The sequence below is a fragment of the Nocardia transvalensis NBRC 15921 genome (assembly GCF_000308875.1).
GTDB lineage: Bacteria > Actinomycetota > Actinomycetes > Mycobacteriales > Mycobacteriaceae > Nocardia > Nocardia transvalensis.
Map to the genome: position 1 here is coordinate 75,364 of NZ_BAGL01000057.1, position 21,643 is coordinate 97,006.

The window sequence follows — 21,643 nt, forward strand, 5'->3', positions numbered from 1 at the left end:
CGCTACGAGCACACGATCGATCGGTGATCGCTGACGGCCGGGCGCTCGAAGTAGCGACTCAATCGCACCGACAGGGCCGCCAATTCCGGTTCATCGACCCTGGGGCCACCTGCCCAGGAGTCGACATCGAACCACGGTGTCTCCGCCGGCGTCCCGCGCGGACGAGCGAATACATGCTGGTGGAAGTGGGCCACAGTGCGCCCCGTGACCGCGGAGAACACGTATTCCGGGACGAGTTCGCTCCTGAGGGCCTGTGCCGCGCGACTGACCGCCCACCCCACGACCGCCGCTTCGGCGTCGGACAGATCGGCCACTGTCGGTACGTGCCGCCTTGTTTCGACGAACAGATAACCCGGCACCGGCATGCCCTTGTTCAGGGGGCGATGGCTGACCACCACCAAATCGTCCTCGAAAATCGTCGGACCGACCAGCGTTCCCCGGCCACGGTGTTTGTCACAGATCAGGCACGCTGCCCCCATCCTCGCCACGGTAGCCGATGCCGCGGCGCACGGCGGCGAAGTGGTCCAGTGTGCGCAGCGCCTCGTCGCGTGGCAGGACGGGGACGATGCCGAGCAGGGTGCGATGGACGCCGAGTTCTGCCAGGCGGTCCAGGTCGCCGGGCCGGGGCTGGAACAGGGTTGCGATGACCGGTATCGGTGGGCGGCCGCGGCGGGCGGCTGATTGCCGCAGGTCGGTGATTCCCTTCTCCAGTTCGTCGAGCGGGATCCCGACCGGGGCGAGCCAGCCGTCGGCATGGTCGAGAATGCGGTCGTGGGTGGAGGGTCCCCAGCCGCCCAGCCAGATCGGCGGGCGCGGTCGCTGAACCGGTTTCGGCCAGGAATACAGCGGGTCGAAATCGACGAAGCTACCGTGGAATTCGGCCTGCTGATTCGTCCAGATCTCCGTCATCGCCAGCAGTCTTTCGCGCTGCAACGCGACTCGCGTGCGGGGATCGGTGCCGTGATTGCGCATCTCCTCGCGCAGCCAGCCGACACCGACGCCCAACTCGAACCGCCCTCCGGAAGCGGCATCGAGACTGGCCACTTCCTTGGCGAGGATGATCGGGTCGCGCTGGACCACCAGGGCGACCGCGGTGCCGATCCGCAATCGCTCCGTCGCCGCGGCGGCGAACGCCAGCGAGACGAACGGGTCGAAATTGCGGTAATAGTCCCGCGGTATCTCTCCCCCGCCGGGATTCGGCGTGGTGACGGTCACCGGGATATGGGTGTGCTCGGCCACGAACAGTGACTCGAAGCCACGATCCTCCACCGCCCGGGCAAGTTCGCCCGGACCGATACTTTCGTCGGTAACGCCCGTGAAGATTCCGATCCGCATGCCGGTACGGTAAACATTGACATCAGCGTCAAGGTCAAGGTGAACGATATGCGGATCGGTGAACTCGCACAGCGCACCGGCGCCAGCACCCGCGCATTGCGCTACTACGAGCAGCAGGGTCTGCTGGCCGCGGCGCGACACGGCAACGGCTACCGGACCTTCGACGTCTCCGCCGTCGACACGGTGCAGCGCATCCGCGCCCTGCTGGCGGCGGGGCTGACCACCGACGCCATCGCCCGAGTACTGCCGTGCACGCGAGACAGCAGCCCGCGCATCGAGCCGTGCGCCGAAGTCGTGGCGATCCTGCAATCACAGATCGGCCGGATGGACGCCCTGGCCACGGACCTCGCCCGTTCTCGCGACCTGCTCGCCTCGATTCTCGTCGACTCCGGTGTGCCCGTACCGGACGAGCGCCGGGCCCATTGATCACCGATCGTGATCAGTGTCTTCGCAGGGTGGATCTTGGTCGGCGCGGCGAAGTCGGCTGAACTGGTCCTCAGCGCCGGAAACGCCGGTGGATCAAGGAGAGTCGAGGAGTTCACCATGCCCAACGTGATCGTTCAGCAGCTGCCCAAGTCACCCGAGGCGACCCGCGAGCTGGTGCGCCGCATCACCGACGCGTTCGTCGACGCCTACAAGACGCCCGCCGAGGCCGTGCACATCTGGGTCGAGGAGTATGCGGCCGACCGATACGCGGTGGGCGGCACGCTTCAGGCGGACAAGTAGTCACGCCCGGAGGCCCAGCAGCACCCCCGGCTGCGGCCGCAGCGAGACCAGAAAATGCTCGCGCACAGTCTGTTCCGGCTCGGCGACGAGCCGGAAGCGCTGCGCGATCAACGCGACCGCCACCATCAGCTCCAGCTCGGCCAGCGGCGCCCCGATGCAGCGACGACGCCCGCCGCCGAAGGGAAAGTAGGTGTAGGGCAGCGCTTTCGGGCCTTCCGGCGCGAAGCGATCGGGGTCGAAGACATCGGGGTCCGGCCAATAGCGCGGATCACGGTGCACCACATGGGAAACAACGAAGACGGTCGATCTCGCTGGAATCAGATATCCACCGATCCTGATGGCCCGCACCGGTTCTCGCGGAAAGCAAGGAATCGGCGGATGCAACCGCAACGCCTCCGCGATCACCTGCCGCAGATAGCGCAGATCGGGCAGATCATCCGCGCCCGGCGCCCGGCCGGCGAGCACCGTGCCCAGTTCCGCGCGGAGCCGTTCCTGCACGCCGGGATGCCGGGCGATCTCGAACAGCGTCCAGGCCAGCCCGCAGCCCGTCGTCTCGTAACCGGTCCACAGGTAGGTCCGCAGTTCCTCGGCGATCTGCGCCCTGGTCAGCGCGGTCCCGGTGTCGCGGCGGCGGGCGGCGAGCAGCTCGGCCAGCAGCCCACCGGCGGGCGGGGCGTGCTCGAGGAGATCCGCTGCGGCCGAGTCGAATACCCTCTGCGCGGTGCGCAGCCGGCGGCGTACCGGCGTCGGCAGCCAGCCCGGCAGCAGTTGCTCCGGGCTGCCCGGGAATATCGCCGACAGCACGGCGGGCCCGACGGAGACCACCTGCCCGGCCCGGTCGCCGAACTCGACGCCGAACAGCGCGCGGCCCACCGCGTCGAAGGTCAGCCGCATCACCTCCGGCACGAGATCGATCGGTTCGCCCGCGGTCGCGCGCGCCTGCCAGCGGTCCAGCAGCGCGTGCACGGCGGCGGTGAGCGCCGGGATCGCCGCGTGCAACCGCCCGGCATGGAAATGCGGCTGCCCGGCCCGGCGGCGAACCCGCCAGTTCTCGCCGTCCGCGGTGAGCATGCCGTCACCGAGGAACAGATCGAAACCGCGGTACACCTTGCCGCGCCGGTACGAGTCCCGATCGTGCAGGATCTCGCCGATCAGTTCCGGCGCGGCGACCGAATGGACCAGCTGCGGCCCCACCCGATACCGGACGATGTCGCCGTACCGGCGATGCAGGTCGAGGGCGATATCGGCGGCATCCCGGCGATAGCGCCGGATGTCGATCGGCAGCTTCGGTCCCGGCGCTCTGTCGCGTCCGCTCATAGCACTCACCCGCCTGGTTTCCGACCAGCTACCGGCCCCGCCGATCATGTAGGTGTACACGATCACAACCAGCCAGTAGGTATTTTTGGTGAAATACCCAAGCGGGCAACGCGGTTCAGAACCGGAACCGCAGGATGCGGCTGGAATGCCTCATGCCCGGTAGCAGGTTCAGGAGGCGGAACATGCGGCGGGCGTTCGCGGGGGCCTTGGCCATCAGCAGCGGTGAGTCGTTCATCGGGGCCTCGTCGAGGAATTCGAGGCGCGGATGCCACTCGGCCAGGGCGGCCGGATCGTCGAAGCCACAACGGAATTGGGTGCCGTACTTACGCAGGGTGGGGTCCCATTTCGAGGTGCGCCACGCCCAGACCGCCACCGTGTCGAACTGTATCCGGCCCTCGGGGAACGCGTCCACGACGCCGGTCAGCAGCCGCCGGACCTCCTCCTCGGTCAGGTAGGGCACCAGTCCCTCGGCGATCATCAGCACCGGACGGCCGCGCGGGATACGGTCCAGCCAGGTCGGGTCGGTGACGCTGGAACCGATGAGGGTGTAGTGCTCGCGCGGCGGGAGGAGTTGTCGCCGCAGGTCGATGGTGGAGGGGTAGTCCAGGTCGTACCAGTCGGCGGTCGCGGGCGGATCGATCCGATACACCCTGGCGTCGAGGCCGCAGCCCAGGTGCAGCACCACCGCATCCGGGTGCTCGGCGAGATAGCTTCGGGCCCAGTCGTCGTTGACCTTGGCGCGCACGACGGCGGCGAGGCCCATCTGATTGGCGCCGAATCTGCCTTTGTCGTAGTCGGGATCGAGGCGGCGCATCACCCGCTCGGCGTACGCGTCGCCGAGAATCGGATCGGGCAGCCGGTTGTCCAGCGCTTTGGCCTTGAGGACGGGGCTTGCGGTCTGCTGCACTCCGGCGAGTTCGGTGTCTTGCACACCACCTACGCTACTCATATTTCACGAAATTCGTGAAATATGTGATGGAATTTGACCACAGAGGGCACCATCGAGGAGGCTGCATCGGTGACGCGAGCCGACGAGAGTGCGATCGCCGACTTCCGGGAACGGTTCGCACAGGTCATGGTGGAATCCGGCATGCCACGGATGGCCGCGCGCGTGTACGCGGCGCTGATGGTCACCGACTCCGGCACGCTGTCGGCCGCCGAACTCACCGAACAACTGGGCGTCGGCCCGTCGGCGATCTCGGGGGCGGTCAAATACCTGGCGCAGGTGCGGCTGGTCGAACGCGGCCGGGAACCCGGCAGTCGGCGCGACTTCTGCCGGATCCACGAGCACACCTGGAGCCACTACGTCACCCAGTCCGATCCGGTCCTGGTCCAGGTCCAGACCAGCGCCGACGAAGGCACGGCGCTGTTGGGCCCCGACTCCCCCGCCGGGCGGCGGCTGGACGAGACGCGCCGGTTCTTCGCGTTCCTGCGCGAGGAGATCGATCAGTCGATGGCCAAGTGGCGGCGGCTCCAAGCGGCCGAACGCGACCACCGATGAGTTTCGAGCGCGGAGGAGGTCTACGAGTCATGAGGAAACTGATCTACGGATTCACCGTCTCCCTGGACGGATACGTCAACGATCGCGACGGCGCGATCGACTGGACCGAGCCGGACGACGAATTGCACCAGTTCCACAACGACAGGTATCGCGCGCTGGAGGTCTCGCTGCACGGCCGCCGGCTGTACGAGCTGATGGCCGAGTACTGGCCGCACGTGCCCGAGGACGCGCCGCCCATCCAGCGCGAGTTCGGCGAACTCTGGACGGCGAAGCCCAAGGTCGTCTTCTCCCGGACCCTCACCGAGGTCCGGTGGAACAGCACCCTGGTCGCGGAGAACGCGGTCGAGGAGGTCCGCCGGCTCAAGTCCGAAGGCGACGGCGTCATGGAGGTCGGCGGCGCGAGCCTCGCGGCCTCGCTGATGCCCCACGGCCTCATCGACGAGTACCAGGTGTTCGTCTCCCCCATGGTCCTCGGCGGCGGCACACCGATGTTCCCCCCGCTGGACACCCGCATCCCACTCCGCCTGGTCGAGACGAAGCATTTCAGCAACGTGGTGCTGATGCGCTACCTCACCGACTGAGGCCCCGCTCGATAGCCGCCGGGTTCACCCGCATCGGGTGAGGCCGGGACGGCGGAATCGGGACAGAATCGCCCTGGCTTGGAACGGTCATTCCTGGAGGAGCTGCCATGGCGCCGGATTTCACCGACCACACCGACTTCGACAATGCCGAGCGCGGATTCATCGCGACCCTGGACCAGGTGCGGTTCACCACGGCCGACGGCCGTGTCGTCTTCGATCTGTCCGATTACGGCTTCCTCGACGGGGACTGCCCGGACACCGTGAACCCCAGCCTGTTCCGGCAGAGCCGCCTGTGCCGCCGCAACGGCCTGTTCGAGGTCACCGAGGGGATCTACCAGATCCGGGGATTCGACATCTCCAATATGACCCTCGTCGAGGGCGACACCGGAGTCGTCGTGATCGACCCGCTGATCTCCGCCGAGTGCGCCGCCGCGGGGATCGCGCTGTACCGGGAACATCGCGGCGACCGCCCGGTCACCGGCGTCATCTACACCCACTCGCACGGCGACCACTTCGGCGGCGTCGACGGTGTGCTGCCCGACGGCCCCGGTGACGTTCCGATCCTCGCTCCGGCCGGCTTCATGGCCGAGGCCGTGGCGGAGAACGTGTACGCCGGCACCGCGATGAACCGCCGCGGCAACTACATGTACGGCGCGACACTGCCCATCGGACCCGAGGGACAGGTCAGCACCGGTCTGGGCATCCAGACCTCGCACGGGAGCCTGGGACTCATCCCGCCCACGCTCGACATCACCCACACCGGCCAGCAGGAAACCCTCGACGGTGTGCCGATCGTCTTCCAGATCACTCCGGGCACCGAGGCGCCCGCGGAGATGAACTTCTACTTCCCCCACCGCCGCGCCCTGTGCGTGGCCGAGAACGCCACCCACAACCTGCACAATCTGCTCACCCTCCGCGGCGCCCTGGTCCGTGACCCGCGCATGTGGTCGCGGTACCTCGACGAGGCGATCGAACTGTTCGCCGCCGACTCCGACGTCGCGTTCGCCTCCCACCACTGGCCGACCTGGGGCACGGAGAACCTGACCCGATTCCTCGCCGAGCAGCGCGATCTCTACATCTACCTGCACGACCAGACCCTGCGCATGATGAACCAGGGCCTCACCGGCGTCGAGATCGCCGAGGAGATCACCCTGCCGCCCGGGCTCGAGAACGCCTGGCACGCACGGGGTTACTACGGTTCGGTCAGCCACAATGTGAAGGCCGTCTATCAGCGCTATCTCGGGTGGTTCGACGGCCACCCCAGCTCGCTGTGGCAGCATCCGCCGCGAGCCCTCGCCGAACGCTACGTCGACGTCATCGGGGGCGTGGACACGGTCGTGGAGCAGGGCCGCAAGTACGCCGCCGACGGCGACCTGCGCTTCGCCGCCGAACTGCTCAAACACGCCGTCTTCGCCGCACCCGACCACGGCGACGCGCGAGACGCGTTGGCGGAGGTGTACACCCGCCTCGGCTACGGCGCGGAGAACGCCACCTGGCGCGGCTTCTACCTCAGCGGCGCCAAGGAACTCCGCGACGGCATCACCCCGCCCGAACTCGATCTCGGCGCCGGCATGGCCGCGGCGCTCAGCATCGAGCAGCTCTTCGACACCCTCGCCATCCGTGTCAACGGACCCCGCGCCGCCGCCGAAACCCTGTGCATCGACTGGAAATTCACCGATCCGGCCACCACTCTGCGCACCACGCTGTCCAACGGCGCCCTCATCCGCACCCCCGATCCGCGCTCGGCCGCACCCGTGGACCTCACACTCACCCTCACCAAGACCCAGCTCCTGGGCCTGCTCGCCGGAAAGGGCCTGGACGGCATCACGACCGAAGGCGACCCCGCCGCTCTACAGCGACTGTTCGCGCTCCTCGACGAGCAGGATCCGGCCTTCCCGATCGTCACCCCCTGAACGATCGGAGAAAAGGGTTGGCCCGGTCGTCGGCGGAGCTGATAACCTCCGGGACGCCGTGACAGCACGCGAGGAGGTGAGACCCATGAACACTGTATCGATATGGGTGCTCCCTGTCGTCGTCACGGTCGGGCGAACGATGTAGCTGTCGCCGGGAGCGCCTGAGCAACAAGGCATCCCGAAAGGCGACAGACAATGCATTCGAATTCCACTTTTACTCGGGGCGCGGATGAGCCCACCGCCGACATCACCCGTATCACGCGGACGCAGTGGCACGCGGTGGCCGACGATCGGATCGTCGGCCGCGGTGAGGCTTCGCGCAGACCCGACGGCCGGATCTTCCTCAGCATCGACTCCTGGCACGACACGGTTTTCGACCACCTCGCGGCCGCGATGCTGCCGGAGCTACCGGCACCGCTATACACGCTCGTCGACGAGACCGACACCGACCTGAGGTCCGCGTGGGAACGGACCGGCTTCACGACCCACCGTCGCGAGTGGGAATACCTAGCCTCCACCGACGCGCGGCACACCGGTCTCGACTCGCCACCGATCCCCGCGGACGTGACGATCCTGCCTGTCGGTACGGCCCAGGAAGAACCACTTCTGAAGGCCTACACCATGATCCGCGCCGAAATCGACGCCACCGGCGGCCGGGGCCTCATGCCCGTCGAGATCATCGCCTGCCAGGGCGGGCCCGCCCCGATCGATCCCGGACGGTATGCGGTCGCGACCCGGTCCGGCGAATACGCCGGAATACTCCGGGCAGCCACGCGGCGACGGCACGCGCGTATCGAACTCGTCGCCGTGCGCGCCGGCCATCGACGCCGCGGCATCGCCCGAGCACTGCTGGCAAGCGCGCTCGGCACGCTGCACGGGTCCGGGATCGACACGGTATCGGCGTACGTGCACGACGCCGACACCGCGGCCGCCGCCCTGTTCGACGGCATCGGCCGGCGCGCGGGCAGCAACCTGGAACTGGTGCTGCTATGACGAATACGGCGAAGAACGGCAAGGGCATCGAGATCGAGGGCACCGTCGTCGAGTGCCTGCGCAACGCCACGTTCACGGTCGAACTTCCGAACGGGCACAAGGTACTCGCGCACATCAGCGGCAAGATTCGCAAGAACTACATCAAGATCCTGCCGCAGGACCGCGTCCTCGTGGAACTGAGCCCCTACGACCTCACCCGCGGCCGAATCCTGTTCCGGTACAGGACATAACGGGAGAACCGGGGCGGACCCCTCGCCTACTTGTCGTCGATGCGCCCGATCGGGTCGGGGGCCTGGGCGAGGTCGGTCCGCACCTGTTTCCAGGCCGTCTCCTCGATGCCGAGGGCGTCGCGGAGGTAGGCCCAGGAAGCGCGGCGGATCAGTGCCACGCGTTCGGGGCTCTCGTCGGTGGTGTCCGCGGCGTCGTAGCCGTGGATTCCGCCGAGCGAGTGTTCGCCGCCGAAGACGGTGAGGAGGCTCCGCGCGCCGGGGCTGTGGAAGTAGACGTCGGTGAACCAGTCGGGGCCGCGGGTCGAGAGGTGGGATTGGTCGCGATCGCCCGCCACCACGAGGGTCGGTGTGGTCAGGTGGTCGAAGTCCGGGCTCATGAAGGGGAAGTTCTGCGCCGCGAACGGCGTCAGGGTGTCGCCGCCGAAACCGGTATTCGCCAGCAGCACACCGGCTTTCACGCGCTCATCGGTCAGATCGGGTCCGGGGCCGTCCGGGCCGACGACGCGCGCGCCGAGCAGCATGCCGACGGTCTGGCCGCCCCAGGAATGTCCCGCGACGGCGATCCGCTCGCGGTCGACACGGTCGTCGAGACCCGGAATCGCGGCGACGATCCGGTCGAGGTCGTCGAGCACACGCGTGACGTCCCGGACCCGGATGCGCCAGATGTCCGGGTACCGGGGATCGGCGGGAGTGAGTCCGAGGGTCCGCGAATCGAGGAATGTGGGCTGCACGACGACGAATCCGTTACTCGCCCAATAGTCGACCAGCGGGTCGTAGGAGGCCATCGACTGGCCGAAGCCGTGCGCAAGGACGACGACCGGCAGGCGGGCGCCGGCGACGGGCGCGGACACCCGCACCTGTAGGTCGTCGCCGCGTTCGGGCGCGGGCAGGACGACGGGCTTGACGCTGATGATCGGGGTGGTCAGGGCGGGAACGGCGCTGCGGGCCGCCATATCTGGTCCGGGCATGGGGGTGGTCCTTCGAGGGAAGTGGGCGCGGCCGGAGGCCACGGGTACCGCCTATACTTCAAGCGGAGCACTGTTCCGAATATACGGAGCGCTGTTCCGCTTGGCAAGGACGACCATGGAAGAGGTGTCACGTGGACCCGGGCGACGAGAAGAGACCGGCCGCCCCGAGCCCGGCCAAACGCGCCGACGCGCGGCGCAACGAGCGGGCCCTGCTCGATGCCGCGGCCTCGGTGTTCGTCGCCGACGGGGTGGACGCGCCGGTCCGCCGGATCGCCGCCGCGGCGGGTGTCGGCATGGGCACGATCTACCGGCACTTCCCCACCCGGGCGGATCTCGTCGCGGCCGTGTACCGGCATCAGATCGACGCCTGCGCCGAGGCCGGGCCCACCCTGCTCGCGGCCGAGGACTCGCCGTTCGCCGCACTGCGCCGCTGGGTGGACCTCTTCGCGGACTTCCTGATCACCAAACACGGGCTCGCCGCCGCGACGCGCAACGATCCCGAGGGCTTCACCGCCCTGCACGCGCTGTTCCTCGACCGCCTCGTTCCGGTACTCGATGATCTCCTCACCGCCGCCCGCGATGCGGGCGAGGTCACCGCCGACATCCCCGCCTACCAGCTGATGCGCGCGATCGGTGACATCTGCGCGGGCGCGGAGATGGCCGACCCGAATTACGAAGTGCGCCTTACCATCCGCCTTCTACTCGACGGATGCCGGCGGTAGCGGCCGACGCGAAATCGGGCAGCGTGAGGGCCGTATGGGCCGGACGCCCGGTGTCCCGTGGCGGCACCGTGAGGCCACGCAGTGTGCGGTTGCGCTTCTCGAGGGCTTCGGCGGTGGTCGGGAAGAGCGCCGCGTCGCCCGTACCTACCTGCGCCTGATTCAGTTCGACGAATCCGCGGAGGTCGCGTTCGTAGGCGGCGAAGGCCGCGGCGTGATCCCGCCGAGAGGCCAGTGAATGCGCGAGCAGGTAGGCGCCGACGAGCGCGAGGCTGGACCCTTGCCCGGTGAGAAACGACGGGGCGTACGCGGCGTCCCCGACGAGGGCGACCCGGCCGCGGGACCAGGACGGCATGCGGATCTGGCTCGCGGTGTCGAAGAACGGATCCTTCGCGTGGCGCAGGGCCGCGACCATGGCCGGGATTTCCCACCCGTCCCCGGCGAAGGTGGCGGCGACGAGGTCATGCCGCGCCTCGGGATCACGGAGAACCTCGTGCGGCGGTCCGGGGTGAGCGAAGGTGAGGAAGGCGTGCAGTTCGTCGCCGTCTCCGGTCGCGTAGAGCGCGGCGGCCCTTCCGGGGGTGTTCCAGATCAGCACTTCACGGGAGAGCCCGAAGGTGTCGGGCATGGCGAACAGGACGAAGCAGTACCCCAGGTAGCGGTGGAAACTCCGCTCCGGACCGAAGACGAGTTCCCTTGTGCGCGAGTGCATCCCGTCCGCACCGACGACCAGATCGAAGCGGCGCCGACTACCGCTGCGGAAATCGACGTCGACGCCGTGACGATGGTCGCTGAGCGCGTCGACCGAATCGTCGAATACGAACTCCACATCATCACGGACGGCCTCGTACAGGACTCCGGTCAGATCTCCGCGAGGCACCTCGATGTCACCCTCACCCCCACCGCCCACCACCCGCGGATCCACCACCGCCGCGGTACCGCCGTCGGCATCGAGGAATGTGATCCGGCGCGAGTCGATGTGCGCGTCCCGCAGCCGCGGGAGGATTCCCATCCGGCGGGCCACCTCCACCCCGGTCCCGCGCACGTCGACCGGATACCCGCCGCCTCGCACGCCCGTGGACTTCTCCACCACCGTCACCGCGAATCCGTACCGGCGCAACCAGAACGCCAGGGCGGGTCCCGCGATACTCGCGCCGGAGATCAGGACCGTACCTCTCGAGACTGTTCCCATATCCACGCCTCCTAGGTCCGCGCGAAACCGGACGCCGGCGCGTCGCGGTCGAGTCGCGTACTTCGCACGAGCACGACAACCAGCACCGCGGCCAGCGCGAAGGCGCCCGAAGCGACTGCGATACAACCGAATACGCCCGCGGCGGAATTCACCGTGTCGCCGTCGACGACCACGGCGGTCGACGCGAGCACGGCCGCGCCCACGAAGTTCAGCACCACCGACCCGATCGACACCATGACCATGACGAGACTCGACGCGATGCCCTGCCGCGCGGCGGGCGCCACGCTGCCCGCCATGGTGAATCCGGAAGTCCCGAGCGCTCCCACCGTGACACCCAGCAGGAACGCGAAGCAGAGTGCGGCGGAGAGCTGGGACGCCCCGAGGAACATCCCGAGGGTCGCTCCCGTCCCGAGCAGGACCGCGGCGGCCAATGTCGAGGCCGGTCCGATGCGCGCGGCGAGCCATCCGGCCCCCGGACCGCCGACCGTGACCCCGAGCCCCGGCGCCGCGAGCAACAGTGCCACCGATCCCTGATCGGCCAGCCCGTAGCCGAGACGCTGATCCGCGGAAACGTCACCGATGAGCGGGATGAGCTGCAACATGCTCTGGTACGACCCGGCCGCGAGGAAGACGACGAGAAGTGTGAGCGCCAGCGGCCCGCCGAGATCCCGGACGTCGATCAAGGGGTCGGACTTCCGGCGCGAGACCAGGAACCACCTGGCACCGGCCGCGACGCCACCGGCCAGGAGCGCCAGCGGACCGGCCGCCAGCCAGCCGAGATCGGGTCCCAGACTCACATAACCGAGCACCCCGCCGAGACCTCCGCCGAGAAGCAGCGCGCCGCCGATGTCGACCGTGCCCGAGGCTCTGATCGGCGATTCGGGCACGACGCCGCGCACGCAGATCGCCATCGTGACCGCGACGACAGCGGAGATGAGGAACAGGATCCGGAAGCCGAACTCCACGGCCAGCCGCTCGATCAGGAAGCGAGACGCGATATTGAGCACGGCCGAGCCGGAGGTCACGATGCCCACGACGATCATCGCGAGGCGCGGTGCGCAGACACCGCGAACGATTGCGACGGAAAGGAATACGGCGGCCAGAGCCGCTCCCTGCACCATGCGTCCCGGCACGAATATCCAGATGCTGGGCGCCACGGCGCATATGAGGGCGCCCGCGCAACTGAGGAGCAAGGTCATCACGAGCACCCTGCGCCTGCCGTAGATGTCGGCGCTCTTGCCGAGCAGCGGCGCCCACATCACGCCCGCCAGCATCGCGGTGGCATTGAGCCACGCCGCCTGGTCGGTGCCGAAGTGGTCGAGCATCTCCGGCAGCACGAGCAGCGGCGCGGTGACCGCCGAGTCGGTCACGAAGTTCACCAGGGCCAGGACGGCCACCAGGCCGATGAGCTGCCCGGTCCATCCGCTCCGCGGTCCGGCGTCTGTGGTGCTCACACACACTCCCTTAAGATACGTTCCAGTTTCTTATTCATCAGAGTAAGGTAGGTCGATAAGAAACGTCAAAGGTTCTTAGGAGTGATGTGGGACGGCGACGCGGCGAGACGCTCGAGGCGGCGATCCTCGACGCGGCCTGGAACGAGTTGAGCGAGAAGGGGTATGCGACCCTGACCGTCGACTCCGTCGCCCAGCGCGCCGGCACCAGCAAACCGGTGCTGTATCGGCGCTGGGCGGATAAGCGGCAACTGGTCGAGGCCGCCGTCGCGCGCCGCAATGCCGTCGATCCGATCGCCGTGGCGGACACCGGATCCCTGCGCGGCGACCTGATCGCCACCCTCACCGAATTGAGCGAGAAACGAGGCGCCTTCCTCACCCAGCTCAGCCTGCTCCTGGGCGACTACTTCGCCGAAACCGACACCGGCTTCACCGAACTGCGCGAGACGTTCCTCGCCGGCCGCCGGTCCGGCCGCGACGAGATCATGCGCCGCGCCATCGACCGCGGCGAACTCGACCCCGCCAGACTCACCCCCCGCATAGCCGCCCTCCCCTTCGACCTCCTCCGCGCCGAAGCGATGATGACCCTCCGCCCGGTCCCCCCGGAGACGATCGAGGAAATAGTCGACACGATCTTCCTCCCCCTGATCCGCTGAGCGGCGACGCGTATGAACTCGCCGGTAGCTATACCCGGGCAACAAGTTCGGGCGCTGGTTTTACTAAAGACGTTGGACTGCAACGTCTTCCGGTAAGGTGCCTTGACGTGCCCACACAACGAATGCCAGGCCGTCCCGCAGCAGGCAGAAGCAGAAAGGGACACCACGCGAGGGTCACGCGTTGAGCACTACAAAGCCGGATTCGCGGGGCGAATTCCCGATCGCGTACGGGTCCCCCGCGCCCGCCGACTCACAGGTTCGGCTCGACGACCCTTCGTTCGCGGCCGATCCGCACCGCGTCTACGAAGACATGCGACGTCACGGCCCGCTGGTGCCGGTCGAGCTGGCCCCGGGTGTACCGGCGACACTCGTGATCGGCCACCAGGCGGCCGTGCAGATCCTCAACGACGAACATCATTTCCCCGCCGATTCCCGCCGATGGGAGCAGAACGCCGCGCCGGGCTGCCCGCTGGCGCCGATGCTGGGCTATCGCCAGAACGCCTTGCGCACCGCGGGTGCGGAACACAAGCGGTACCGGCGCACCATCATCGCGGCGCTGGACACCGTCGACCTGCACCGGGTGCACGACTCGGTCGCGCGGGCCGCCGAGTCGCTGATCAACGGCTTCTGCGAGAGCGGTACCGCCGACCTGCGCATGGACTACGCGTATCCGCTGACCTTCCGCGTCCTCAGCGAACTGATGGGCTTTCCCGCCGACGCCGCGGCCGCCGCCTACGAGGGGATGGCCGCGATGCTCGAGGGCGTCGGCGCCGAGGAGGGGCAGCAGCGTTTCGTCGAGGCGCTGATCGGGGTCGTCCAGCGGAAGCAGGCCGAGCCGGGCGACGATCTGACCTCGGAGCTGCTGCGGCATCCGGACGGGCTCGATCTCATGGAGATGGTGAATCAGGCGGCGCTGCTGTTCTCGATGGGCACGGAGCCGACCTGCAACCTCATCCTCAACGCGCTGCTGCTCCTGATGACCGACGAGGAATACGGCGGCGAGGTCCTCAGCGGCGCCATGGCCACCCGGGACGCCATCGACGCGGTGCTGTTCGAGGATCCGCCGCTGGCGAACTGGTGCGTGAGCTACCCCAGACAGCCGCAACTCGTCGGCGATACGTGGCTGCCCGCCGATCAGCCGGTGGTCATCAGCCTGGCCGCGTGCAACAACGATCCCGTCGTGGCCGGTGACCGCAGAGGCAACCGGTCACACCTGGCGTGGGGCGCCGGTCCGCACGCCTGCCCGGCCCAGCCGCTCGGCCTGACCATCGCCTCGCAGGGCATCGATCTGCTGCTCGACGCCCTGCCGGACATTCGCCCGCAAGCGTCTGCGCAGCACCTGGATTGGCGGCCGGGGCAGTTCCACCGCGCTTTGGCGGCACTACCGGTTCGATTCCCGGCATGCCCGCCCATGCGTCTCGTCTGACGGGCGAGACGAAGGCATCCGGCGACTCATCGAAAGGCAGATCCCACGTTGACAACGACCTCGGAGCACTCCGCATCCTCGACCGGGCAGCAGGCTCGCGAGATCGACGCAGTCGTCGTCGGAGCCGGATTCGCCGGTCTCCACATGCTGTACCGGTTGCGCGAACTCGGACTCTCGGTGCAGGTGTACGAATCGGGCGACGGACTCGGCGGCACGTGGTACCGGAACCGCTATCCGGGCGCGCGCGTCGACGTGAAGAGCATGTACTACAACTACTCCTTCGACCCGGAGCTCGAGCAGGAGTGGGAGTGGACGGAGAAGTTGCCGCCGCAGCCGGAGTTGCTCCGCTACGTCAATCACGTCGCGGATCGTTTCGATCTGCGTAAGGACGTGCGGTTGCGGACCCGGGTCACCGCCGCGGTGTACGACGAGTCCACCGCGCGGTGGCGGATCACGACCGATGGGGGCGAGGTCGTCTCGGCCCGGTTCGCGATCATGGCGACCGGCTGTCTGTCGGTGCCGAAGATGGTGGAGGTTCCGGGCATCGAGACGTTCCGGGGCCGCAGCTTCCACACCGGCGACTGGCCCGAGCAGGAGGTGGACTTCACCGGTCGGCGGGTCGCGGTGATCGGGACCGGTTCGTCCGGGGTGCAGGTCATTCCGCTCGTCGCCGAGGCGGCCGAGACGCTCACCGTATTCCAGCGGACCCCGAACTATGTCCTTCCCGCCGGCAATCACCCGATCGATCCCGAATTCCAGCGCGGGATCAAGGCGCGCTACCGTGAAGTGCGCAAGGCCAACCGGGAATCGGGCTTCGGCATCGCGCAACCCGAGGCCACCAAGGGGGCGCTCGAGGTGAGCGAAGAAGAGCGAAATGCCTTCTACCGCAAGGTATGGGAGGACAAGAACAGCGAGCTGGTCAGCATGCTGGTCGGATTCACGGACCTCCTGGCCGACGAAGCCGCCAACGAGACCGCGGCCCAGTTCATTCGCGAGCGAATCGCCGAGATCGTGACGGATCCGGCTGTCGCCCGGCTGCTTCAGCCCACCGGCCTCTTCGGCGTCAAGCGCCCGGTCCTGGGGACGGACTACTACGAGACCTTCAATCGTCCCAATGTCCGGCTGGTGGACGTTCGCGCGACCCCGCTCACCGAGGTCACCGCGTCCGGGCTCGCGACGACCGAGGAGAGTTTCGAATTCGACGACATCATCTACGCCACCGGATACGACGCGATGACCGGTGCGCTGGACGCGATCGACATTCGCGGCCGCGGTGGCGCTTCGCTGCGAGAGAAGTGGACCGCCGGGCCCGTCACCTATCTCGGTCTCGCAGTGGCGGGCTTCCCGAACCTCTTCACGCTCACGGGCCCGGGTAGCCCCTCGGTCCTGTCGAACATGATGGTGTCCATCGAGCAGCACGTCGACTGGGTGACGGACGCGATCGACGCCATGCGGTCCAAGGGCGTCACGACCATCGAGGCCGAGCCCGACGCGGAGCGGGAATGGACGCGACACGTCGACGAAGTCGGCAATATGACGCTCTATCCGCAGGTGGACTCCTGGTACGTGGGCTCGAATGTGCCCGGCAAGCCGAGGGTGATGTACGCGTACATCGGCGGCGTCGGCGCCTATCGCGAGAAATGCGACCAGGTCGCCGCCGCCGACTATGACGGTTTCACCCTGACGCGGTGACCGATATCGCAGTCATGGGGATTTAAGCGTTTGTTGGGCCGTAGGCAAGGAACATCATCGATGCTCGGGTGGTAGCACAGAGGGACTGGACGACGAGGGGTTTCGATCGATGAGTGGGTGGCAGCTACCGGCGCTGGAGGCGCAGCGGGCGTCGACCGAACCGGAGCGGATGTCCGAGTCGGGCCCTGCCCGCAGCATCCGGATGGTCGTCGACGCCGACAACTGGCTGCGGCCGGTGATCGTCTACGACGAGGCCGCCATCCTGCGCATGTACGCTGATGCCCTCGAGTAGAAACAGCGATTATGCCCTCGAACAGTGTTTACGGCAGGAACAGGTCTCGATCGGGTTCGGGAATCCAGCAGCCGACGGCGATATCGCGGTTGTAGTTGTCGCGGAAATAGGAGACGAGGGCCGGGAGCCCGGGGTGGGAGTTGGCGGTGGACCAGAGCAGGGCGTGCGGATAGGCGGGGGCGGGGTCCACGATCGGCAGGCGCCGGATGTGCGGATGCCACGGATCACGGAAATTGTCGCCGCTGATCGTGGCCACCGTGGCGGAGCCGCCGATGATATCGAGCATCGCCGTAATACCGTCGGAATGCGCACCGGTCCGCGACGACCCGCCGAGGTCCGCCCGGGACGTGGTATCGATTGTCACGCCGCAGAATTCGCTCAACGCACGGTAGAAGTCGGCCCATTCCGACGGGATCGCCGCACCGGGAATCCACACCGTCATATCGCCGAGTTCGCGGAGCGTCACGGACGACCGCCGGGCGAGCGGGTGATTCCTACCGACGAGCAGATGCGCCACATCCAGATACGCGGGCACGGCGGCGATTTCCGGGGGAAGCGGGCGCGGGCCGCCCTGGGGCCGGGCGAATGCGGCGTCGGCCCGGCCGCCGACCAGCATGTCCCGTGAGGTGACCGACGTCGTCGAAATCACGATCTCGGTATCGGATTCGGGATTGCGATCGGCATAGAACCGCATCTGCTCGAACGCACCCTGCCGCTCCCCTTGCACGGCCACGCGCAGCGGACGCGGATCGTCCCGTACCGCCGCCACCGCCACATCGGCCATGGTGAGCAGTGACCGCGCGTGCGGAAGGAGGCGGCGACCCGCCGCGGTCGCCGCGATTCCGGCCGGTACGCGGTCGAACAGCGCGGCGCCGAGTTGCGCCTCCAGCTTCGCGACGCGCTTGGACACCGCCTGCTGGCTGATGCCCAGCATCGCCGCGGCATGGCTGAACTGCCCCTCGTCCACCGCCGTGACGAATGCGCGGACAGCGGCGAGATCGAGATCTGGCATCACACCTCCGAAGACAACCGATGGTTGTTCATCCTAGCGTGTCGATTGTTCGACTCACACGGCCTCACCTGGCGATATTTACCCGGTGAGTCGAGATAACGAGCCGTCCTTCGTTCATCTGCACAACCACACCGAGTACTCGATGCTCGACGGCATGGCGAAGGTGGCGCCGCTGTTCGCGGAGGCCGAACGCCTGGGCATGCCGGCCGTGGGGATGACCGATCACGGCAATATGTACGGCGCGGCCGAGTTCTTCCGCCAGTCCCAGCGGTCCGGGGTGCGGCCGATCATCGGGATCGAGGCGTATGTCGCGCCCGGGTCCCGGTTCTCCGGCACGCGCGTGTTCTGGGGCGATCCGTCGCAGAAGTCCGACGACGTCTCCGGGTCCGGCGCCTACCTGCACATGACCATGTTCGCGAGAAACGCCGCGGGACTGCGGAATCTGTTCACGCTGTCGTCGCTGGCCTCGTTCGAGGGACAGCTCGGCAAATGGCCGCGGATGGACGCCGATCTGATCGCCGAACACGCCGAGGGCATCATCGCGACCACCGGATGTCCGTCGGGCGAGGTCCAAACCCGTTTGCGCCTGGGCCAATTCGATGAGGCGTACCACGCCGCGGGACGATGGCGGGAAATATTCGGGCCCGGCAACTTCTTCCTCGAGGTGATGGATCACGGCCTGTCGATCGAGCGCCGGGTGCGCGCGGATCTGCTCGCCGTCGGCGCGAAGGCGGGGCTGACGCCGGTGGCCACCAACGACTGTCACTACGTGGTCAAGGGGCAGTCGCAGGCGCACGAGGCGATGCTGTGCATACAGACCGGCAAGACGCTGTCGGATCCGAACCGCTTCCGCTTCGGCGGCGACGGCTACTACCTGAAATCGGCAGCCGAGATGCGGGCGCTGTGGGACGACGAGGTTCCCGGCGCCTGCGATGCCACGCTCGCCATCGCCGAGCGCATCGAACCGTACGACGACGTCTGGGAATTCCGCGACCGGATGCCGGTGTTCCCGGTGCCCGGCGGTCACACGGAGGACAGCTGGCTGCGTCACGAGGTGGCCGCGGGACTGCGCTGGCGTTTCCCCGCCGGGGTGCCGGAGAACTACCTGACGCGGGCCGAGTTCGAGCTGAACATCATCCGCGACAAGGGATTTCCGGCCTACTTCCTCGTGGTCGGCGACCTGATCGCGCACGCGCGCGAGGTGGGCATCCGAGTCGGTCCGGGGCGTGGGTCGGCCGCCGGATCGCTGGTCGCCTACGCGCTCGCCATCACCAATATCGATCCGATCGAGCACGGGCTGCTGTTCGAGCGATTCCTCAATCCCGAGCGGCCGTCGGCGCCCGATATCGATATCGACTTCGACGACCGCCGGCGCGGCGAGATGATCCGCTACGCCACCGACCGCTGGGGCGCGGACAAGGTCGCGCAGGTGATCACCTTCGGCACCATCAAAACCAAAGCGGCGTTGAAGGATTCGGCCAGGGTGCATTTCGGGCAGCCGGGCTTCGCGATCGCCGACCGCATCACCAAGGCGCTGCCGCCGCCGGTGGCCGCAAAGGATATTCCGGTCGCGGGCATCACCGATCCCGCGCACGAGCGCTACGGCGAGGCCGCCGAGGTGCGCGCGCTGCTGGACGCCGACCCCGACGTGCGCCGCATCTACGACACCGCCGTCGGTCTCGAGGGCATGGTGCGCGGGGCGGGTGTGCACGCGTGCGCGGTCATCCTGTCCAGCGAACCACTGATGGATGTCGTGCCGCTGTGGAAACGCCCGCAGGACGGGGCGATCATCACCGGCTGGGACTACCCGTCGTGCGAGGCGATCGGGCTGCTCAAGATGGACTTCCTGGGTCTGCGGACGCTTACCGTGATCGGCGACTGCCTGGCCAATATTCGCGACAACCGCGGCATCGAGATCGACCTCGACACCCTGGGCCTGGACGACGCGAACACCTACCGCATGCTCGCGCGCGGCGACAATCTCGGTGTGTTCCAGATGGATTCGGCGGGCATGCGGGAACTGCTGCTGCGCATGGCGCCCACCGAATTCAACGATCTCGTCGCCTCCAACGCGCTCTACCGGCCCGGCCCGATGGGCGTCGGCGCGCACTGGGCCTATGCCGATCGTAAGAACGGCCGGGAATCGGTCACGCCGATCCATCCCGATCTCGACCAGCCGCTGCGGGAGATCCTGTCCGAGACCTACGCGCTCATCGTCTACCAGGAGCAGATCATGCAGATCGCGCAGCGGGTCGCCGGGTACTCACTGGGGCAGGCCGATCTGCTGCGCCGCGCGATGGGCAAGAAGAAGCCCGAGGTGCTGGCGCAGGAATTCGAGACCTTCCGTAAAGGCATGCGCGACAACGGCTACCGCGACGAGGCGGTGACCTCGCTGTGGGAGGCGGTGCTGCCGTTCGCCGGGTACGCGTACAACAAATCCCATGCCGCCGGATACAGCCTGGTCATGTACTGGACCGCCTATCTGAAGGCGAACTATCCCGCCGAATTCATGGCCGCGCTGCTCACCTCGGTCGGCGACGACAAGGACAAGTCCGCGATCTATCTGTCCGACTGCCGCAAACGCGGTATCCGAGTGTTGCCGCCGGACGTCAACGACTCCGCCGCGACGTTCACCTGCGTCGGCGCGGATATCCGGTTCGGGCTGGGCGCGGTCCGCAATGTCGGCGAGCCCGTCGTCGAATCCATCGTCCGTGCACGGGAATCCGCCGGTGCCTTCACGAGTTTCTCCGACTACCTCGCCAAGGCCGATGCCACCGCCTGCACCAAGAAAGTGGTCGAATCCCTCATCAAGGCAGGCGGATTCGATTCGCTGAACCATCCGCGCCGCGGCCTGTACCTGGTGCACGGCGAGGCGGTGGACGCCGCGATGGGTACCAAGAAGGCCGCGGCGCGCGGGCAGTTCGATCTGTTCTCCGGGGACGTCGACGACTCCGGCGACGCCGCGGCGGTCTTCGAGGTGCCGGTGCCGGATCAGGAATGGGACAGCGCGCAGCTGCTCGGATTCGAGCGGGAGATGCTGGGGCTCTACGTCTCCGGGCATCCGCTCGACGAGATCGCCCCGGCGCTGACCGCACGCTCCGATACGCCGATCGCGGTACTCGCCGAGGGCCGGATCGGGCACGGCAAGCAGGTGGTGGTGGGCGGGCTGGTGGCCGCGGTCGACCGCCGGGTGACCAAGAAGGGTGAACCGTGGGCGATCGTGCGGCTCGAGGATCTCGACGCCGCCACCGAGATATTGTTCTTTCCCAGCGCGTACGCGGGTGCGGCCACCGCGCTCGCCGAGGACGCGGTCCTGCTCGTGACCGCGCACGTGAGTATCCGCGACGGCCGCACCTCGCTGCTCGGGGACCACGTGGCGGTGCCCGACCTCGCCGGGCTGTCGGCGTCCCGGCCCATCACTGTGACTATTTCCGTCCAAGCCTGCACCCCCGCTTCCGTCCGGACCCTCCGTGAAGCCCTGCAACAGCACCCGGGGCCGGCCGAGGTTCGAATTCGGCTGGTGGGCAGGAACGGTCCGCAGCTTCTGGCGATCGATCCGCGGTTTCGGGTGCAGCCGTCCACTGCGCTGATGGGGGAACTGAAGGCGCTGTTCGGGTCTGCGTGTGTGGGGTGACAAGA

Annotated in this window: 21 protein-coding genes; 13 read left to right on the top strand and 8 right to left on the bottom strand. The window is 67.8% G+C overall.

What is annotated here, in order from left to right; all coding sequences use genetic code 11:
• Positions 1-2 precede the first annotated feature (2 nt).
• Positions 3-398 (bottom strand): HIT family protein, encoded by a 396-nt coding sequence (locus ON41_RS18765; RefSeq protein WP_218003502.1) that lies wholly within the window; start codon positions 396-398, stop codon positions 3-5.
• A gap of 55 nt (positions 399-453) precedes the next feature.
• Positions 454-1,335 carry an LLM class F420-dependent oxidoreductase gene (locus ON41_RS18770; RefSeq protein WP_040748961.1) on the bottom strand — a complete coding sequence of 294 codons (882 nt, stop codon included), beginning with the start codon at positions 1,333-1,335 and terminating at the stop codon, positions 454-456.
• Positions 1,336-1,383: 48 nt separating this feature from the next.
• On the opposite strand from ON41_RS18770, the gene ON41_RS18775 reads away from it, so the two are divergent.
• On the top strand, positions 1,384-1,761 hold the full coding sequence (locus ON41_RS18775) for a MerR family transcriptional regulator (RefSeq protein WP_040748962.1): 378 nt from the start codon (positions 1,384-1,386) through the stop codon (positions 1,759-1,761).
• A 117-nt stretch (positions 1,762-1,878) separates the two neighbouring features.
• Positions 1,879-2,061, top strand: coding sequence for a tautomerase family protein (locus tag ON41_RS18780; RefSeq protein WP_040749046.1), 183 nt, complete (start codon positions 1,879-1,881; stop codon positions 2,059-2,061).
• Here the strand turns inward: ON41_RS18780 and ON41_RS18785 are convergent, their stop codons facing one another.
• Positions 2,062-3,378, bottom strand: a complete 1,317-nt coding sequence (locus ON41_RS18785; protein ID WP_040749047.1) for a cytochrome P450 — start codon at positions 3,376-3,378, stop codon at positions 2,062-2,064.
• Between the two features lie 115 nt (positions 3,379-3,493).
• Positions 3,494-4,309 (bottom strand): class I SAM-dependent methyltransferase, encoded by an 816-nt coding sequence (locus tag ON41_RS18790; RefSeq protein WP_051161856.1) that lies wholly within the window; start codon positions 4,307-4,309, stop codon positions 3,494-3,496.
• 87 nt (positions 4,310-4,396) lie between these two features.
• Between ON41_RS18790 and ON41_RS18795 the strand changes: the two genes are divergently transcribed.
• From ON41_RS18795 to infA, 5 genes are all read left to right on the top strand, one after another.
• Positions 4,397-4,879, top strand: a complete 483-nt coding sequence (locus ON41_RS18795) for a GbsR/MarR family transcriptional regulator (RefSeq protein WP_040748964.1) — start codon at positions 4,397-4,399, stop codon at positions 4,877-4,879.
• Between the two features lie 29 nt (positions 4,880-4,908).
• A complete protein-coding gene (locus ON41_RS18800; RefSeq protein ID WP_040748965.1) occupies positions 4,909-5,460 on the top strand; it encodes a dihydrofolate reductase family protein in 552 nt (183 codons plus the stop codon).
• A gap of 107 nt (positions 5,461-5,567) precedes the next feature.
• Positions 5,568-7,373 (top strand): alkyl/aryl-sulfatase, encoded by a 1,806-nt coding sequence (locus ON41_RS18805; RefSeq protein ID WP_040748966.1) that lies wholly within the window; start codon positions 5,568-5,570, stop codon positions 7,371-7,373.
• Positions 7,374-7,568: 195 nt separating this feature from the next.
• Positions 7,569-8,366: a GNAT family N-acetyltransferase gene (locus ON41_RS18810; protein ID WP_051161857.1), complete on the top strand. Its 798-nt coding sequence runs from the start codon at positions 7,569-7,571 to the stop codon at positions 8,364-8,366.
• Entirely contained in the window at positions 8,363-8,596 is a 234-nt protein-coding gene (infA, locus tag ON41_RS18815; protein WP_040748967.1) for a translation initiation factor IF-1, read from the top strand. The genes ON41_RS18810 and infA overlap by 4 nt, the downstream gene beginning before the upstream one ends.
• 26 nt (positions 8,597-8,622) lie before the next feature.
• Here the strand turns inward: infA and ON41_RS18820 are convergent, their stop codons facing one another.
• Positions 8,623-9,564, bottom strand: coding sequence for an alpha/beta hydrolase family protein (locus ON41_RS18820; protein WP_246461595.1), 942 nt, complete (start codon positions 9,562-9,564; stop codon positions 8,623-8,625).
• Positions 9,565-9,695: 131 nt separating this feature from the next.
• On the opposite strand from ON41_RS18820, the gene ON41_RS18825 reads away from it, so the two are divergent.
• Complete coding sequence (locus tag ON41_RS18825; RefSeq protein WP_040748969.1) at positions 9,696-10,286, top strand: TetR/AcrR family transcriptional regulator; 591 nt, start codon at positions 9,696-9,698, stop codon at positions 10,284-10,286.
• Here the strand turns inward: ON41_RS18825 and ON41_RS18830 are convergent.
• Entirely contained in the window at positions 10,249-11,475 is a 1,227-nt protein-coding gene (locus ON41_RS18830; protein ID WP_051161860.1) for an FAD-dependent monooxygenase, read from the bottom strand. The two genes, ON41_RS18825 and ON41_RS18830, sit on opposite strands and share 38 nt — an antisense overlap.
• Positions 11,476-11,486: 11 nt before the next feature.
• The gene (locus ON41_RS18835; protein WP_040748970.1) at positions 11,487-12,929 is read right to left on the bottom strand and encodes an MFS transporter; all 1,443 of its coding nucleotides are present in this window, start codon (positions 12,927-12,929) and stop codon (positions 11,487-11,489) included.
• 86 nt (positions 12,930-13,015) lie between these two features.
• Here ON41_RS18835 and ON41_RS18840 point away from each other — a divergent pair, with 86 nt between their 5' ends.
• From ON41_RS18840 to ON41_RS18855, 4 genes are all read left to right on the top strand, one after another.
• Positions 13,016-13,582 carry a TetR/AcrR family transcriptional regulator gene (locus ON41_RS18840; RefSeq protein ID WP_040748971.1) on the top strand — a complete coding sequence of 189 codons (567 nt, stop codon included), beginning with the start codon at positions 13,016-13,018 and terminating at the stop codon, positions 13,580-13,582.
• 181 nt (positions 13,583-13,763) lie between these two features.
• Positions 13,764-15,008, top strand: a complete 1,245-nt coding sequence (locus tag ON41_RS18845) for a cytochrome P450 family protein (RefSeq protein ID WP_040748972.1) — start codon at positions 13,764-13,766, stop codon at positions 15,006-15,008.
• A 48-nt stretch (positions 15,009-15,056) separates the two neighbouring features.
• A complete protein-coding gene (locus ON41_RS18850) occupies positions 15,057-16,700 on the top strand; it encodes a flavin-containing monooxygenase (protein ID WP_276325740.1) in 1,644 nt (547 codons plus the stop codon).
• A 109-nt stretch (positions 16,701-16,809) separates the two neighbouring features.
• Positions 16,810-16,992, top strand: coding sequence for a hypothetical protein (locus ON41_RS18855; RefSeq protein WP_040748973.1), 183 nt, complete (start codon positions 16,810-16,812; stop codon positions 16,990-16,992).
• 28 nt (positions 16,993-17,020) lie between these two features.
• Here ON41_RS18855 and ON41_RS18860 read toward each other — a convergent pair whose 3' ends face one another.
• The gene (locus ON41_RS18860; RefSeq protein ID WP_040748974.1) at positions 17,021-18,004 is read right to left on the bottom strand and encodes a LysR family transcriptional regulator; all 984 of its coding nucleotides are present in this window, start codon (positions 18,002-18,004) and stop codon (positions 17,021-17,023) included.
• Positions 18,005-18,146: 142 nt separating this feature from the next.
• Here ON41_RS18860 and dnaE point away from each other — a divergent pair, with 142 nt between their 5' ends.
• Positions 18,147-21,638, top strand: a complete 3,492-nt coding sequence (dnaE, locus tag ON41_RS18865; protein WP_051161886.1) for a DNA polymerase III subunit alpha — start codon at positions 18,147-18,149, stop codon at positions 21,636-21,638.
• The last annotated feature ends 5 nt before the right edge of the window (positions 21,639-21,643 follow it).

Coding starts and splice junctions, on each gene's coding strand:
- ON41_RS18855 (WP_040748973.1), top strand. CDS start 16,810: ATGAGTGGGTGGCAGCTACCGGCGCTGGAGGCGCAGCGGGCGTCGACC.
- ON41_RS18785 (WP_040749047.1), bottom strand. CDS start 3,378: ATGAGCGGACGCGACAGAGCGCCGGGACCGAAGCTGCCGATCGACATC.
- ON41_RS18800 (WP_040748965.1), top strand. CDS start 4,909: ATGAGGAAACTGATCTACGGATTCACCGTCTCCCTGGACGGATACGTC.
- ON41_RS18780 (WP_040749046.1), top strand. CDS start 1,879: ATGCCCAACGTGATCGTTCAGCAGCTGCCCAAGTCACCCGAGGCGACC.
- infA (WP_040748967.1), top strand. CDS start 8,363: ATGACGAATACGGCGAAGAACGGCAAGGGCATCGAGATCGAGGGCACC.
- dnaE (WP_051161886.1), top strand. CDS start 18,147: ATGCTCGACGGCATGGCGAAGGTGGCGCCGCTGTTCGCGGAGGCCGAA.
- ON41_RS18775 (WP_040748962.1), top strand. CDS start 1,384: ATGCGGATCGGTGAACTCGCACAGCGCACCGGCGCCAGCACCCGCGCA.
- ON41_RS18770 (WP_040748961.1), bottom strand. CDS start 1,335: ATGCGGATCGGAATCTTCACGGGCGTTACCGACGAAAGTATCGGTCCG.
- ON41_RS18810 (WP_051161857.1), top strand. CDS start 7,569: ATGCATTCGAATTCCACTTTTACTCGGGGCGCGGATGAGCCCACCGCC.
- ON41_RS18830 (WP_051161860.1), bottom strand. CDS start 11,475: ATGGGAACAGTCTCGAGAGGTACGGTCCTGATCTCCGGCGCGAGTATC.
- ON41_RS18805 (WP_040748966.1), top strand. CDS start 5,568: ATGGCGCCGGATTTCACCGACCACACCGACTTCGACAATGCCGAGCGC.
- ON41_RS18820 (WP_246461595.1), bottom strand. CDS start 9,564: ATGCCCGGACCAGATATGGCGGCCCGCAGCGCCGTTCCCGCCCTGACC.
- ON41_RS18860 (WP_040748974.1), bottom strand. CDS start 18,004: ATGCCAGATCTCGATCTCGCCGCTGTCCGCGCATTCGTCACGGCGGTG.